Annotated in this window: 14 protein-coding genes and 4 tRNA genes; 2 read left to right on the forward strand and 16 right to left on the reverse strand. The window is 41.3% G+C overall.

What is annotated here, in order from left to right:
- From BM283_RS12490 to rpsU, 9 genes are all read right to left on the reverse strand, one after another.
- The coding region (locus tag BM283_RS12490) for a GTP-binding protein (RefSeq protein ID WP_254776322.1) at positions 1-152 on the reverse strand (152 nt) is incomplete at its 3' end.
- A 57-nt stretch (positions 153-209) separates the two neighbouring features.
- Positions 210-284: transfer RNA gene (locus BM283_RS12495), tRNA-Thr, on the reverse strand.
- Between the two features lie 39 nt (positions 285-323).
- Positions 324-397, reverse strand: a tRNA-Gly gene (locus BM283_RS12500).
- 86 nt (positions 398-483) lie between these two features.
- Positions 484-568, reverse strand: a tRNA-Tyr gene (locus BM283_RS12505).
- Between the two features lie 275 nt (positions 569-843).
- Positions 844-920: transfer RNA gene (locus BM283_RS12510), tRNA-Ile, on the reverse strand.
- 198 nt (positions 921-1,118) lie between these two features.
- Positions 1,119-3,140 (reverse strand): RNA polymerase sigma factor RpoD, encoded by a 2,022-nt coding sequence (rpoD, locus tag BM283_RS12515; protein WP_302848296.1) that lies wholly within the window; start codon positions 3,138-3,140, stop codon positions 1,119-1,121.
- Positions 3,141-3,594: 454 nt separating this feature from the next.
- A complete protein-coding gene (dnaG, locus tag BM283_RS12520; protein WP_090693617.1) occupies positions 3,595-5,391 on the reverse strand; it encodes a DNA primase in 1,797 nt (598 codons plus the stop codon).
- Positions 5,392-5,493: 102 nt separating this feature from the next.
- Positions 5,494-5,940 carry a GatB/YqeY domain-containing protein gene (locus tag BM283_RS12525; RefSeq protein ID WP_090693619.1) on the reverse strand — a complete coding sequence of 149 codons (447 nt, stop codon included), beginning with the start codon at positions 5,938-5,940 and terminating at the stop codon, positions 5,494-5,496.
- 43 nt (positions 5,941-5,983) lie between these two features.
- Positions 5,984-6,196 carry a 30S ribosomal protein S21 gene (gene rpsU, locus BM283_RS12530; RefSeq protein WP_046848865.1) on the reverse strand — a complete coding sequence of 71 codons (213 nt, stop codon included), beginning with the start codon at positions 6,194-6,196 and terminating at the stop codon, positions 5,984-5,986.
- Positions 6,197-6,450: 254 nt separating this feature from the next.
- Here rpsU and tsaD point away from each other — a divergent pair, with 254 nt between their 5' ends.
- Positions 6,451-7,467: a tRNA (adenosine(37)-N6)-threonylcarbamoyltransferase complex transferase subunit TsaD gene (tsaD, locus tag BM283_RS12535; protein WP_090693621.1), complete on the forward strand. Its 1,017-nt coding sequence runs from the start codon at positions 6,451-6,453 to the stop codon at positions 7,465-7,467.
- A gap of 17 nt (positions 7,468-7,484) precedes the next feature.
- Here tsaD and plsY read toward each other — a convergent pair whose 3' ends face one another.
- Complete coding sequence (gene plsY / locus BM283_RS12540; RefSeq protein WP_090693623.1) at positions 7,485-8,093, reverse strand: glycerol-3-phosphate 1-O-acyltransferase PlsY; 609 nt, start codon at positions 8,091-8,093, stop codon at positions 7,485-7,487.
- A 114-nt stretch (positions 8,094-8,207) separates the two neighbouring features.
- On the opposite strand from plsY, the gene BM283_RS12545 reads away from it, so the two are divergent.
- Complete coding sequence (locus BM283_RS12545; protein ID WP_046848868.1) at positions 8,208-8,558, forward strand: dihydroneopterin aldolase; 351 nt, start codon at positions 8,208-8,210, stop codon at positions 8,556-8,558.
- Between the two features lie 109 nt (positions 8,559-8,667).
- On the opposite strand, the gene queC is transcribed toward BM283_RS12545, so the two are convergent.
- From queC to BM283_RS12575, 6 genes are all read right to left on the reverse strand, one after another.
- Positions 8,668-9,345, reverse strand: a complete 678-nt coding sequence (queC, locus tag BM283_RS12550) for a 7-cyano-7-deazaguanine synthase QueC (RefSeq protein WP_090693624.1) — start codon at positions 9,343-9,345, stop codon at positions 8,668-8,670.
- A gap of 52 nt (positions 9,346-9,397) precedes the next feature.
- Entirely contained in the window at positions 9,398-10,087 is a 690-nt protein-coding gene (gene queE / locus BM283_RS12555) for a 7-carboxy-7-deazaguanine synthase QueE (RefSeq protein ID WP_175492130.1), read from the reverse strand.
- A 48-nt stretch (positions 10,088-10,135) separates the two neighbouring features.
- Positions 10,136-10,957 carry a tol-pal system protein YbgF gene (ybgF, locus tag BM283_RS12560; RefSeq protein WP_090693627.1) on the reverse strand — a complete coding sequence of 274 codons (822 nt, stop codon included), beginning with the start codon at positions 10,955-10,957 and terminating at the stop codon, positions 10,136-10,138.
- Complete coding sequence (gene pal / locus BM283_RS12565) at positions 10,957-11,496, reverse strand: peptidoglycan-associated lipoprotein Pal (RefSeq protein WP_090693629.1); 540 nt, start codon at positions 11,494-11,496, stop codon at positions 10,957-10,959. The genes ybgF and pal overlap by 1 nt, the downstream gene beginning before the upstream one ends.
- A 16-nt stretch (positions 11,497-11,512) precedes the next feature.
- A complete protein-coding gene (gene tolB / locus BM283_RS12570; protein WP_254776352.1) occupies positions 11,513-12,778 on the reverse strand; it encodes a Tol-Pal system beta propeller repeat protein TolB in 1,266 nt (421 codons plus the stop codon).
- A 90-nt stretch (positions 12,779-12,868) separates the two neighbouring features.
- A complete protein-coding gene (locus BM283_RS12575; RefSeq protein ID WP_090693634.1) occupies positions 12,869-14,041 on the reverse strand; it encodes a cell envelope integrity TolA family protein in 1,173 nt (390 codons plus the stop codon).
- Positions 14,042-14,043 lie beyond the last annotated feature (2 nt).

A 14,043-nucleotide genomic window follows, 5' to 3' on the forward strand; every position in this document is an offset into this window, starting at 1 on the left:
TCAATCTGAGCATACGACTTCGCCTCTCCCCCAAATTTTTTCGTCAATACCATCGTAATGGCTGCCGTCAATGTCGTCTTGCCATGATCCACATGACCTATCGTGCCAACGTTTATATGCGGCTTCAATCGCTCAAATTTACTCTTCGCCATGCTATATCCTCATCATCAAAATTGCTTTATTTTACGGCAGCACTCTAACTATGACTATGGAGCCCATGGCCAGAATTGAACTGGCGACCTCTCCCTTACCAAGGGAGTGCTCTACCACTAAGCTACATGGGCAAACTACATCCACCTTACTTGCACTGCCTTTCTAATATTTGGAGCGGGTGAAGGGAATCGAACCCTCGTCGTAAGCTTGGAAGGCTTCTGCTCTACCATTGAGCTACACCCGCATACTTTAGAAAACTCACCCATCCCTATAATTTATGATTAAGCACTGAATTCACATACCTAACCGTTCTTTCAGCAACTAAAAATATGGTGGAGGGGGAAGGATTCGAACCTTCGAAGGCAGAGCCGTCAGATTTACAGTCTGATCCCTTTGACCGCTCGGGAACCCCTCCAAATTAATTCGTCATTATGGATGCATTATAGCCCTAAGTCAATAAATACACTATTACTCCTTAGCACGATTAATATCTGTCAATGATGAGCTTAAGTCAGAATTGGAATAAATAGGTATATTCCTGATTATTATTCCCCGGATCACTCGCATCAATTTCCCCACTGAACAATGAAGCTAGCGCAGACTTCAATATTTTTATAAAAAATCAATCTAAAAATCCGCTTCAAATAATGAAAAAGAGTTGCAATTAATATTGCAACTCTTTGCTTTCATTGGTGGGTCTGGCTGGACTCGAACCAGCGACCAAGGGATTATGAGTCCCCTGCTCTAACCAACTGAGCTACAGACCCATTTGAGCTATTAATTTATTATGAATATATAGTACACATAGTCCGTTTCTATCACCCGATATTAATTTGTGCTGGATAACATATTTATAAAGTCATCCGCACTTCCATATCGGCCAATCTACGAATTGATGTACCAGCAACTCAAGAATTAAGAATAAGAATATTATATCTTATGTAGCGCGATAATAAATTATGAGTTTATGAATTTCCTGTGTCCAAAAAGCTACGCAGGCGATCGGAACGAGCCGGGTGCCGTAGTTTTCTCAATGCCTTTGCCTCTATTTGACGAATACGTTCACGAGTAACATCGAACTGTTTTCCAACCTCCTCTAAGGTATGATCAGTATTCATCTCAATACCAAAACGCATACGCAAAACTTTTGCCTCTCGTGGCGTCAGAGAATCGAGCACATCCTTAGTAGCGGTGCGCAAACTAGCATAAACAGCAGCATCAGCGGGCGCTACAGTGGATGAATCCTCTATAAAATCTCCCAAATGGGAATCTTCATCATCACCAATAGGTGTTTCCATCGAGATTGGCTCTTTAGAAATCTTGAGGATTTTTCTAATCTTCTCTTCAGGCATCTCCATTTTTTCGGCTAACAATGCTGGTTCTGGCTCTTGCCCCGTTTCTTGCAGAATCTGACGCGAGATTCGATTCATTTTATTAATTGTTTCAATCATATGAACAGGAATTCGAATGGTACGGGCCTGATCAGCAATAGAACGTGTTATTGCCTGACGTATCCACCATGTTGCATAAGTAGAAAATTTGTAACCACGTCGATATTCAAATTTATCGACAGCCTTCATCAAACCAATATTACCTTCTTGGATGAGATCCAAAAATTGTAATCCACGATTAGTATACTTTTTAGCAATCGATATCACCAATCGCAAATTAGCTTCTGTCATTTCACGTTTTGCACGCCGCGCTTTAGCCTCACCAGTAGTCATTCGGCGATTAATCTCTTTCAATTCTTTGATAGGGATTTTGGCTTGCTCTTGTAGGGAAAGCAAACATTGCTGCTGCTCCATAATAGCGGGCATGAAATGCCTTAGTGACTGACCGCAAGGCTTATTAGATTCAACTTCTGACTTAACCCACTCCAGATTGGTCTCATTACCAGGAAAAACCTTGATAAAATAATTTCTTGGCATATTTGCTTTCGTGACGCACAGATCCATAATTTTACGCTCGCAACTGCGAATTTCATTAACAAGATCGCGCTGTGAATCACATAATTTTTCCACCATTTTGGCCGAGAATCTCATAGCCATAAGTTCGGATGAAATTTTTTCCTGAAGAGCTTTATATTTTTTATCTTCCCGCGAGCCATTTTTTTCGATTATTTTTTGCATTTCATTATAGGCTTCGCGAATCTCTAAAAAACGTTCTAACACATCGCTTTTTAACTTAATCAAGCTGGCACTCGCTACCGCAAGTCCGTTCTCATCTTCCATGTCATCAGAAACAAAATCCTGTTCAAGCGGCTCATCAGACATCTCTTCATTAAGGATTTCTTGATCATCATCATCAAGAAATCCATCCACTAATTCATCAACACGCAACTGATCATTTTCAACTTCGGTTGCCAAATCTAGAATATCTGCAATAATCGTTGGGCATGCAGAAATAGCCTGTATCATATGCCTCAAACCATCTTCAATACGTTTTGCTATTTCTATCTCACTTTCGCGTGTTAACAATTCTACCGATCCCATCTCACGCATATACATGCGTACTGGATCAGTAGTACGACCAAATTCCGAATCTACACTAGAAAGCGCTGCCTCAGCCTCTTCAACCACATCCTCATCAGTTACAGCAGTTGCTGTATCAGACATTAATAATGCTTCTGCATCTGGCGCCTCATCATGAACAGAAATCCCCATATCATTGATCATGCTAATGACACCTTCGATTTGCTCTGCATCTAGCATATCATCAGGCAAGTGATCATTAATTTCAGCATAAGTTAAATAACCACGTTCCTTACCCTGAACAATCAATTTTTTAAGCCGCATCTTCCTTGCCTCGATATCTTGAGGCGCAGATGACAAGGTTTCCTTAACCATTTCTTCTACATTATCATTATTCGATGCTTTAATTTTTTTGGATGCTTTCATTTTAGCCGATTTTATCTTAGTTAACTCCGACTGATTATCAATAATCGGATTCTCTGTATTTAATTCTGGTGTTAATTGTTTTGTATCCATATTTTAAGTGCCCGAGCACTCATCACTGCAAAAAGATCCCATCTTTATTTTTGCTACCCAATCTATGTATACCTATTAATTTTAGTAACCAGATCTATTTTTCTATTCAAGGGCTATCGCTTGCTCAGTTATTAACTTTTATCATTCTCTTAGTCACCGCTGATTCATCTACTAAATTTGCTGAAATTTAGATAATATAGACCAGTAAATTCTAAAATCTTTGAGTATATCAAAAATTCATCATGACGCATCTCATTCAGAGGTAGTTTGATAACTCTTTTTCATTTTTCGCAAATATATCTTACTAACTATCAACACTACGCCGCCTTGTTATTTTTTGTTCAATTAACCAATGAAAAGTTCAAATATATAACAGCTATTTAATTAATTATTAAATAATAAATACCCAATCTGCATTTGCTCCTTCCAATAAATATTATGATAATAAACTTGTTTAAGAAACATATAATTGCTGCAATTCTCGTTTTTCTTCTGAGGTAAGCAAATTTAGAGGTTTACTATGCAGCACAGCCATTCTTTGTTTGCGGCGCATTTCTCTCAACCGCAGCAATATTCCGGCAAACTCTGCGTCTATATCGACCCCTTCTCCCCACATACTTATTTCTTTTTCTATTGTTTCTAACAATTCATAACATGGGTTATCACAGAAATATGCCTTAATCGATAACAATGTTGCCTCTTCTAAGTCCTGCGGCGATAAAGCATGAAAAAAATCCATCAGTTCTATCAATAATGTCTTTTCATCATTTTGTTCATCATCTCCTGTCAGCATACTTTTTTCTAGCTTCCCGACATATACTGGATCATGCAGGATTAATTGAATTAGTTTACGATAAGGCGTGACTGGTTGCGGTCGCTTCAGATTAGGCCGAGAAAAAAGAGCTTTTCGCTTAATTTGCAATAACCCCTCCAATTCGTTTTGGTTAATAGAAGTGAGTTGTGACAACTGTTTTATCAGCATAAGAGCAAGAACCGGAGCGCCACTTATCTGAGCCAATAACGGTCGTGCATGTTGCACCAAACCAGCACGTCCTTCGCTGGTTTGCAGATTCACACGCCCAGATAATTCACCATAAAAAAACTTGGAGAGAGGTAGCGCCTGATCGACAAGTGCTTCAAATGATTCTTTACCATACTCACGAACATAGCTATCGGGATCCTCATTCTCTGGTAGAAACAGAAAACTTATTTCTTTTCCATCCCGTAATTGAGATAAGCTATTTTCGAGCGCACGCCAAGCTGCTTTCCTTCCCGCACTATCACCATCAAAACAAAAAATGATTTTATCTGTTTGACGCAATAACTTCTGGATATGAAACGGTGTAGTAGCAGTACCAAGCGTAGCAACCGCATAGTCTATATCATGTTGCGCAAGCATAACTACGTCCATATATCCTTCTACCACTAAAGCGCGCCCTGCTTTACGGATCGCCTTGCTGGCTGCAAACAAATTATAAAGTTCACGCCCCTTTATAAATAAAGGCGTCTCAGGAGAATTTAAATACTTTGGCTCTCCAGCATCCAATACCCTTCCACCAAAACCGATTATCCTGCCTTTCTGGTCTAAAATTGGGAACATAATGCGGTTACGGAAGCGGTCATAATGTTTACCATCATTGCCACGTATGACCAGGCCCACTTTTACCAACACATTTTCGGATTGCTTTAGCGGATATTCAGAAAATACAGAAGCAAGATTCTGTCGGTTAGCCGGCGCATAACCAACTCCAAAACGAACAGCGATTTCTCCCGTTATACCGCGCTTTTTTAAATAAGCAATAGCCTGCTCAGCGTTCTTAAGTTGACTACGATAATATTGAGCGGCAGTTTTCATCGATTCAACCATCTGCTGCACAGACTCCTCAGCTTTATCTTGCTCACCTTCTTTTTTAGTAAGCGATAAGCCAGATTCAAATACTCGAGAATAAGTTACAACTTGTTGAGCTGGAATTTGCAATCCAGCAGAAGCAGCCAGATTCTCAACCGCATCAACAAAACTCACTCCAGTATGCTCAATCAGAAAATTAATGGCGTTACCATGCTTTCCGCAACCGAAACAATGATAGAACTGTTTTGTTGGACTAACCACAAATGACGGGGTTTTTTCATTATGAAACGGGCAGCACGCGCTAAAATTGCCACCAACTTTCCTCAATGGCACATAACGCCCAACTACATCCGTTATATCTATGCGATTGAGCAGCTCTTGAATAAACGATTGGGGAACCATTTATTAAAGTACGCCAATAATTAACTGATTATCGATGAGGTGAATAAATACTTGACTACTACCCCAAACACATAAACTAAGATAAGTTATCCTTTAATAAAATCAAGAGGAAATTTTTTTCTTCACTAGCGCGGCTACTTGAGTCATATCTGCACATCCAGTCAGTTTAGGTTTTAATAAAGCCATGATCTTACCCATCTGCTGCTGCCCTGCATCTCCTACTAAAGCGATCACTTCGTCCACTATCCTAGTAACTTCAGCCTCACTCATCATTTGAGGCATATAAGTAAGCAGCACGTCCACTTCATATTTTTCGGCATCAGCTAAATCTTGTCGGCGCGCAGCCTCATATTGCGTGATCGAATCTCTACGCTGTTTAAGCATTTTCTCAATTACTGCAATGATCGCTGTATCATCTAGCTGAATACGCTCATCAACTTCTCGCTGTTTAATAGCTGCTTGCAATAATCGAATAGCGTCACGCTTTTTTGAGTCTCCCGCGCGCATGGCAACCTTCATGTCTTCTGTAATTTTCTGCCTCAAATTCATAACAAAGCAGCCTAGTAAGTTTATCTTACGAATTCATGACCAACTAATAAAGTTTTTTCGGGAGTAATTGACTACGCAAACGTTTATAGGTACGCTTGACAGCTGCTGCATGCTTGCGTTTACGTTCTGCAGTTGGCTTTTCATAAAACTCGCGCGCGCGCAATTCAGTAAGTAATCCAGTTTTCTCAACCGAGCGTTTAAAACGACGCATGGCAACTTCAAATGGCTCATTTTCCTTGACTTTAACAGTGGTCATAAAGTAGTAATCCCTTTCGGTCTCCTTCTATTTTTATTGAATGTTAATAATTCTGCAAAAGCTTATAAATATAACATTATTATTTTCTTAATAAAAGCATGCAATAAGAAAAGCTTTTGGATGCAATGAAGAAGATATTAAGCAAACATCAACCATATTTTCTCATACACTACTTTTTACTCTTCTCTTTCTCTCGCCAAAAGGTTTAAAATTGGACACAAAGAGATTCAATATAGTTTCTATTGACATTTAAAATGATTGTGCTTGGTATTGAAACGTCATGTGATGAAACAGGTATTGCCCTTTATCACACAAAATATGGTTTATTAAGTCACACGCTATATTCACAAACTGAAATACATAATGAATATGGCGGAGTTGTACCAGAACTAGCCTCACGCGACCATATTCGCCGTGTCATACCGCTTATCAAACAAGCTTTGAAAGAAGCCAATATTTGTTTGAAAGAAGTTAACGCTATTGCCTACACTCAAGGACCTGGTCTGGCAGGAGCCTTATTAGTAGGCGCATGTATTGGTTCCGCACTGTCATTCGCTCTTGAAATCCCAGTACTGAATATTCATCACCTTGAAGGTCATCTTCTGTCTCCTCTATTATCGACACCTTCCCCTACGTTTCCTTTTGTAGCCCTTCTCGTTTCTGGTGGTCACACTCAGTTAATAAAGGTCAATGGAATAGGGGAATATGTATTGCTTGGTGAAACGGTAGATGATGCAGCAGGTGAAGCTTTTGACAAAACAGCAAAACTTCTTGGGTTAGATTACCCCGGCGGGCGAGCACTTGCCGAACTTGCGGAACAAGGTCAATCGGGTCGTTTTAAACTTCCTCGCCCTATGCGGTATAGCGGGGACTTTAACTTTAGTTTCAGCGGATTAAAAACTGCGGTATCAACTTTAATCAAAAATCATCATATTACACAGCAAACCGGTGCTGACATTGCGCTTGCCTTTCAGGAAGCGGTCATAGACATTCTGGCAGAAAAATCTTTGTCCGCTCTCATGCAGAATGGTCTTAGCCAACTGGTCGTAGCGGGTGGAGTAGGAGCAAATATCCAATTACGTAAAAGGCTCGTTCGCGACACAACCAGCATAGGCGCAACAGTATTTTTTCCAGAATTTGAATTCTGTACTGACAATGGCGCCATGATCGCTTTTGCTGGAGCAATGCGTCTACAACAACAAGAAATTAACTACCAGCATAGTATGAGCTGCTTTACAGTAAGAGCCAGGTGGGATCTGGAAATGTTGTAAGCATCTTCGATCTCAACTCACAATCTGCTTTTTTCTCCAATGCGTGTTTCTTTACCTATAGCTAGATTGATGAAATTTGATTTATGCCGCCAAAGAAGTAACAATGAAATAATAGTAATAGCCCAGATATTTATTTTGGAGTCAAATAGAATAAACGCATAAATTGGCGCTAACAGAGCAGCAACTATGGCAGATAATGAAGATATACGCCAAAGCATGGCAACTAAAATCCACGTAAATATTACCAATAGTCCTAACGAAAGATCTAAACCGAGTAGCACACCTGCCGATGTTGCCACTCCCTTGCCACCTTTAAAACCCAGAAAGATTGGAAACAAGTGACCAAGAAAAACAGCTATTGCAACACCCGCAACCGCTTCATTTCCTAGTTGCCAAGCTTGTGAAAAATAATTAGCGAGTATCACTGCCAGCCAACCTTTGCCAGCATCACCTAGTAATGTCACAACTGCTGCCACTTTTTTGCCACTACGCAACACATTTGTTGCCCCGGGATTTTTCGAGCCATATGTTCTTGGATCAGGTAAATTAAATAGCCAACTTGCTACCACTGCAAATGAAACTGAACCCAGCAAATAAGCGGCTAGCAACAATAATCCTACTTCCATATCATCACCAAAATAGCATCACCTTCATAAATAGACTAGAATCGCGATAACAACACACAAAAATATTTCTTTAATTTATTCCACCAAGGTTATAGATCATTTTAAATCCTAATAATGGATATCATCTTTCTTCATGACTTCAAAGCAAAAACACTGATTGGAATTTATCCATGGGAAAAAAAGATTGCTCAAACAATCGAACTTAATCTTGAAATCGCCCTGCCAACCAATCGAGCTTGTTTTACTGACAAACTTGAAGATGCACTGGATTATTCTCTGATTATCAAGCGCATCAACGATATTTTAGCCACCAAACAATTCTCTTTACTTGAGGCATTAGCTGAACATATCGCACAAATTATTTTGACAGAATTTAATTCACCTTGGGTAAAAGTAAGTGCAGCCAAACTTGACATTATTAAAGGAGTAAAAAAGCTAGGTGTATGTATTGAACGAAAATCATAGCCCTTCTCTTAGCCTATTCCTATTTTGCCACCCGTCTATTTACTTTATTCTATTTGATCAGGAATTCTCTTGATTCTGAGGTAACTTTAAACGATGTTTGCCCACATTTTTAACCTACTCTATACCGCGTCGGATCAGAGATATCTGCCGCTAAAAATCCTGCTTTACGAATGCGACAAGCATCACATAGGCCACAAGCAGAGCCACTTTCATCAGCTTGATAACATGATACAGTCAAGGCATAATCAACCCCTAGCTCTTTTCCTAAACTAATAATTTCTTTCTTAGAAAGGTTAAGAAGTGGCGCATGCAGCGTCAGCTTATTCCCTTCTCTGGCAGTTTTGGTAGCAAGATTGGACATTTTCTCAAAGGCTTCAATGTAGTCAGGTCGGCAATCTGGATAACCAGAATAATCGATAGCATTCACTCCAATAAATATATCGTGACTTCCGAGCACTTCAGCCCAGGCTAAAGCTAAAGAGAGCATGACCGTATTTCTGGCAGGAACATAAGTAACTGGAATACCTGTGGCTGTCCCTTCAGTAGGCACTGGAATAGACCTGTCAGTAAGAGCAGATCCTCCCACTGCGCTCAAGTCAATACTGATAGTTCGATGCATCTTTATACCCATGGATTGGCCGACCTTCCTCGCTGCAGCCAACTCTGATTGATGACGTTGCCCATAATCAATACTTAAGGCATAACATGCAAATCCTTTATCGCAAGCCATAGCAAGCGTCGTCGCAGAATCCAAGCCACCCGATAAAAGTACGACTGCTTTTCTCATAAAACCATATGCTGTTTTAAAGGAAGAACCGTTTTCAAAAATGGCTGAATCTTCACCGCCCTGCTACCTCTCCCCAGAGTATCTTATGCAGCTGAAGCTGTAATCTAACCGGTAAGCGATCTTTTAATATCCAGTCAGCAAGCTTGGCTGGATCGAGTTGAGCATACACTGGTGAAAATAATACTGGACAAACCTGGTCGAGACATCGTTCGTAAAATACATCAACTGCCCATCGATAATCTGCTTCATCACATAAAACAAACTTCAATTCATCCTGGTCAGTCAAATAATCGAGATTGGACCAACGATTTTTTGCAACTTCTCCCGAACCAGGTGTTTTAATATCCATAATCTTGGAAACCCTTTTATCCAGTTTGGATATATCGAGCGCACCGCTCGTTTCAATCGATACCGAATAACCTGTATCACATAATACTTTTAGCAGGGTAGGACAAGCTTTCTGCGCCAGTGGCTCACCTCCAGTAACTGTAATATAACGTGAGGCATAATTTGAAGCTTTATTCAGCACATCAGCAATTGACATATTCTCGCCCCCTGAAAATGCATACTCCGTATCACAATATCCACACCGTAGCGGACAGCCAGTCAAACGGATAAACACGGTTGGTAGACCAGCGCGACTGGTTTCACCTTGGATAGAATAAAATATCTCACTTACACGCAATATTTCTGCTTCGGGTTTTTGTGTAGCATGTTGTCGTAGTAGAGAGGGGGAAGGCATTACGTCTTTAGAGGCAGCTTTAACAATTGCTTCTTTCATTGTTAAATCTTATTTAAGGTTAGCAAGACGCCGTCTAGCTTTATCAGCAGCGTCACTATTAGGATATTTTGTGACTAAGCTTTGTAATGTTGTTTTGGCTGCAGCGACCTCAGCCATTTCTATTTGGCTACTTGCAATATTGAGCATGGCATCAGGCGCCTTTCCGCTTTTCGGATAATTCTCGATCACTTTTTGCTGTGCCCGGATGGCAGAACTAAAATCACGTAATGCATAATAAGCATTTCCAATCCAGTAAGCAGCGCCTGGTGCTAAATTAGAGGTAGGGTAACGCGTAATAAAATTCTCAAACTGCGTGATCGCTCCTGAATAATTACCTTCTTTGAATAAGCTATAACTTGCGTTATAAGCATCGCGCTCTGATAGATCTGTAGCCCGATCTTTAGGCTGTACTACGCTGCTCGTTTCGGTCTCTGGCGTAGCAGAAGGAGCCGTTTTAGCGGTTGTCTCTGGTGGAGAACCCAACCCTATCGAAGCATCATGGGATGCCGGCTCTACTTGTCTCAATCGGCTATCCAAATCCAGATAAAAATCTTTCTGCTGTTTCTTCAAAATCTTATTTTCTTCATGCAGTATCTCAATTTGCCCACGCAGTTTCCCAAGCTCAATTTTAAACGTTTCGATCTGGGTATAAAGCTCCAATACCGCCTGATTCTTAAGCGCTTCCTCCATGCTGACAATACGCGCCTCCAACTCTTGCATTTGTTTTTGCATGACCTCTATCTGCTCACGGGCATGTGCATCATCAAATAGCCCCGCGAAACTTACATTATAACTAAACAAAAACAGTAGGATGGAAGCACGTACCAACATTAGTATTCCCCTTGATAAAGAATATCGGCTCGACGGTTCTCAGCCCATGAAGATTCATCACGGCCTGCTGCACGAGGTTTTTCCTCACCTAGACTTACTGACTCAATTTGATGATCACGAGCGCCCGAGAGCAACATAGCATTTTTTACACTATCTGCCCGACGCTGACCAAGTGCAAGATTATACTCACGGCTTCCACGTTCATCGGTATTACCCTGTATTAATACCTTAGAGTTTGAGTTATCCCGTAGATACCTAGCATGCGCCAGCACTAAATCTCTGTATTCGTTTTTTATTGTATAGTTATCAAAGTCAAAGTAAATACTCCGCTGAGAAAGAATGTTAGAAGGATCTCGTAATGGATCCATGCCAAATCCACCGCCACCTCCACCTCCACCGGCTCTCATACCTTCCTGTGCCCCGGCACCCATTCCCCCCCCCCCCATAGTTCGGTCTTCCGATTCACTGGTAGGTTGTGTAGTTTTGCTTGCGCACGCTGACAATAAACAGATTATCAACACACTCAAAATTTTTTTCATTCTTTACCTTAAAAAATTAATTAATAAATTTGCTTGTACGCTGCGATTTCAACAAAGGACCCCATACTGGCTCTCTGATATCGCCAGCTTGTGAAGTCAGACGCTGCTTTGTTTGCCCATCGCTCGAAACGGCGGATAATATACCACGCCCTCCTATTTCGGTAGCATATAAAATCATCTTGCCATTGGGTGCAAAACTAGGAGATTCATCAAATTTTGAATCGGTTAATATTTGTACTTGTCGCCTAGCAAAGTCTTGTACGGCAACATTAAACTTGCCACCATGACGATGAATGTAAGCAAAGCTTTTTCCATCTGGACTAAAGCGCGGACTTACATTGTAGCTTCCTTCAAATGTTAGCCGTTCAGCTGTACCAGCTTGATTTCCTGTTATTGCCACACGGTATATTTGTGGGCTACCGCCACGGTCAGAAGTAAAAATAATCGAGCGGCCATCGGGTGAGAAACTTGGCTCCGTATCAATTCCTGAACTTTGGGTAAGTCTTTGTACCCCACTTCCATCTGCATTAATCAAGAATATTTGTGATCCACCCTGCATGGTCAGCACGACAGCTAGCTTACTGCCATCTGGAGACCAAGCTGGCGCGCTATTACTCCCCTTAAAATTAGCGACCGCTTTCCGATTGCGCGTCAACAATTCCTGCACATAAACCACAGGTTTTTTGTTTTCAAATGAGACATAGGCAAGTTTGCTGCCATCAGGTGACCAGGCAGGAGAAATAATAGGCTCGGTATATTCGATGACTGATTGTGCATTATGACCATCAGAATCAGCCACCTGCAGCGCATATTTATTACCCTGTTTCAATACATAAGCAATACGAGTGCTAAATACTCCCATATCACCTGTCAATGCTTCATAAATGATGTCAGCAATACGATGAGCGACAGCGCGTAGCTGATCGGCTGAAACGGTACTGGTAAATCCAGTTAACTGGACCTGCCTGGCAACATCCATCAAGCGAAAGCGTACCTCAATCCGCCCATCGGGTAGCATTGCCGTATTGCCTATCACAAGCGCACTTGCTCCTCGATTCTGCCAATCTGCATAAACAATTTCTTCCGGTTCATGAGGGGTATGACCCAGTGAATCTACTAACTTAAATAAACCTGTGCGCCCCAAATCAGCTGTTACTATTGTGGTTACACTCTGCGGAAGTCTGGATTCAGCAGAAAATGGAACAATAGCAATAGGAATTCTAGTTGCACCACCACCATATATTTCGATATTAAGTGCTGCATTTAGCGGTGCATGCACCATCGATAGAAATAAAATAAGTGCATAAAAGGAAGCACGATGTAAATAATTTTGCATAGCAGCAACTCTCAAAAAAATTGCGTTCTGTAAAAATCAAAGCGATTCACGATAATGTACGGTAAGATTAAAATCACGAAATTCCCTGAATAACGTTACATCTGGCGGTATAGGTAAGGGTGTGGATAAAAAGATAGCTCTTTCTACTGCTTCATCAAATGCGGCATAACCACTGGTTCTGCGCAACACTACGTTTAATACTTCTCCTCCCGGTAACAGCGTCACTCTGTACTCAGCAATTGGATTGCCGGGCAAATTGGGCGGCATGACAATACGACTTCTGATTTTTGCCTGAATCATTGCCTTATATTTAGCTATTTCATCCATTTGTCTGGTTTTCTCCGCGGCAGCTTTTTGTGCAGCGGCCTCTTGCTCACGTTGTTGTTGCCGCTTGATTTCTTCAGCCTGTTGCTGCTCCTTAAGCTGCTTCTCTTTCTCCAGATCGGATTTTTTCGGTGCCTCTTTGGTTGTTTCTTTTGTTGTTTCCTTAGCAACCTCTGATTGGGTTAGTTTCTCCTTAATTGGTTCAGCCTTAGGAGGAATCTCCTTAACTGGCTCAGGCTGCTTTGCAGCCTGCTTCGTAGGCTGAGGTTTTACCGTTTTTTCCTTGATCTCAGTAGTCGGTTTTGGGGATGGCGATGGCGCATCTGTCTCAATTGGCTCAGGCTTAGGAGTCTCTTTAATTGGCTCAGGCTGCTTTGCTGCTTGCTTCGTAGGCTGAGGTTTTACCGTTTTTTCCTTGATCTCAATAGCCGGTTTTTGGGATGGCGACGGCGCATCTGCCTTGATTGGCTCAGGTTTAGGAGTCTCTTTAATTGGCTCAGGCTGCTTTGCTGCTTGCTTCATAGGCTGAGATTTTACCGTTTTTTCCTTGATCTCAGTAATCGGTTTTTGGGATGGCGACGGAACATCTGCCTTGATTGATTCAGATTTAGGCAGCGTCTCTTTCACTGGCTCAGATTTCGCTTTGGTAGGTGGTTGTCGCACAGGTTCAGTTCGCGACGATGCTCCTCTCGCAGGAGCAGGTTTTATCGGCTGTGGCAAGTCACTCCACAAGTCAACAATCATCGTTTCAGGTGGATCATTTTTCCAGCTTAAGCCAAAAACCATAAATGCAAAAAAAATAATATGTACTAGCAAAGCTAGTACAGCAGCCCGTAATAATCCAGGTTCTGTATAGGAAGCATCCCGCCAAGCTGTCACATTCATCG

The sequence above is a fragment of the Nitrosomonas sp. Nm34 genome, from assembly GCF_900113925.1.
Taxonomy (GTDB): domain Bacteria; phylum Pseudomonadota; class Gammaproteobacteria; order Burkholderiales; family Nitrosomonadaceae; genus Nitrosomonas.

Excerpts from the sequence above, each read along its gene's own strand:
- tolB (WP_254776352.1), bottom strand. The coding sequence starts at position 12,778 with ATGGTGCATGCACCGCTAAATGCAGCACTTAATATCGAAATATATGGT.
- tsaD (WP_090693621.1), top strand. The coding sequence starts at position 6,451 with ATGATTGTGCTTGGTATTGAAACGTCATGTGATGAAACAGGTATTGCC.
- plsY (WP_090693623.1), bottom strand. The coding sequence starts at position 8,093 with ATGGAAGTAGGATTATTGTTGCTAGCCGCTTATTTGCTGGGTTCAGTT.
- queE (WP_175492130.1), bottom strand. The coding sequence starts at position 10,087 with ATGCCTTCCCCCTCTCTACTACGACAACATGCTACACAAAAACCCGAA.
- queC (WP_090693624.1), bottom strand. The coding sequence starts at position 9,345 with ATGAGAAAAGCAGTCGTACTTTTATCGGGTGGCTTGGATTCTGCGACG.
- rpsU (WP_046848865.1), bottom strand. The coding sequence starts at position 6,196 with ATGACCACTGTTAAAGTCAAGGAAAATGAGCCATTTGAAGTTGCCATG.
- BM283_RS12545 (WP_046848868.1), top strand. The coding sequence starts at position 8,208 with ATGGATATCATCTTTCTTCATGACTTCAAAGCAAAAACACTGATTGGA.
- rpoD (WP_302848296.1), bottom strand. The coding sequence starts at position 3,140 with ATGGATACAAAACAATTAACACCAGAATTAAATACAGAGAATCCGATT.
- pal (WP_090693629.1), bottom strand. The coding sequence starts at position 11,496 with ATGAAAAAAATTTTGAGTGTGTTGATAATCTGTTTATTGTCAGCGTGC.
- BM283_RS12525 (WP_090693619.1), bottom strand. The coding sequence starts at position 5,940 with ATGAATTTGAGGCAGAAAATTACAGAAGACATGAAGGTTGCCATGCGC.
- dnaG (WP_090693617.1), bottom strand. The coding sequence starts at position 5,391 with ATGGTTCCCCAATCGTTTATTCAAGAGCTGCTCAATCGCATAGATATA.
- ybgF (WP_090693627.1), bottom strand. The coding sequence starts at position 10,957 with ATGTTGGTACGTGCTTCCATCCTACTGTTTTTGTTTAGTTATAATGTA.
- BM283_RS12575 (WP_090693634.1), bottom strand. The coding sequence starts at position 14,041 with ATGAATGTGACAGCTTGGCGGGATGCTTCCTATACAGAACCTGGATTA.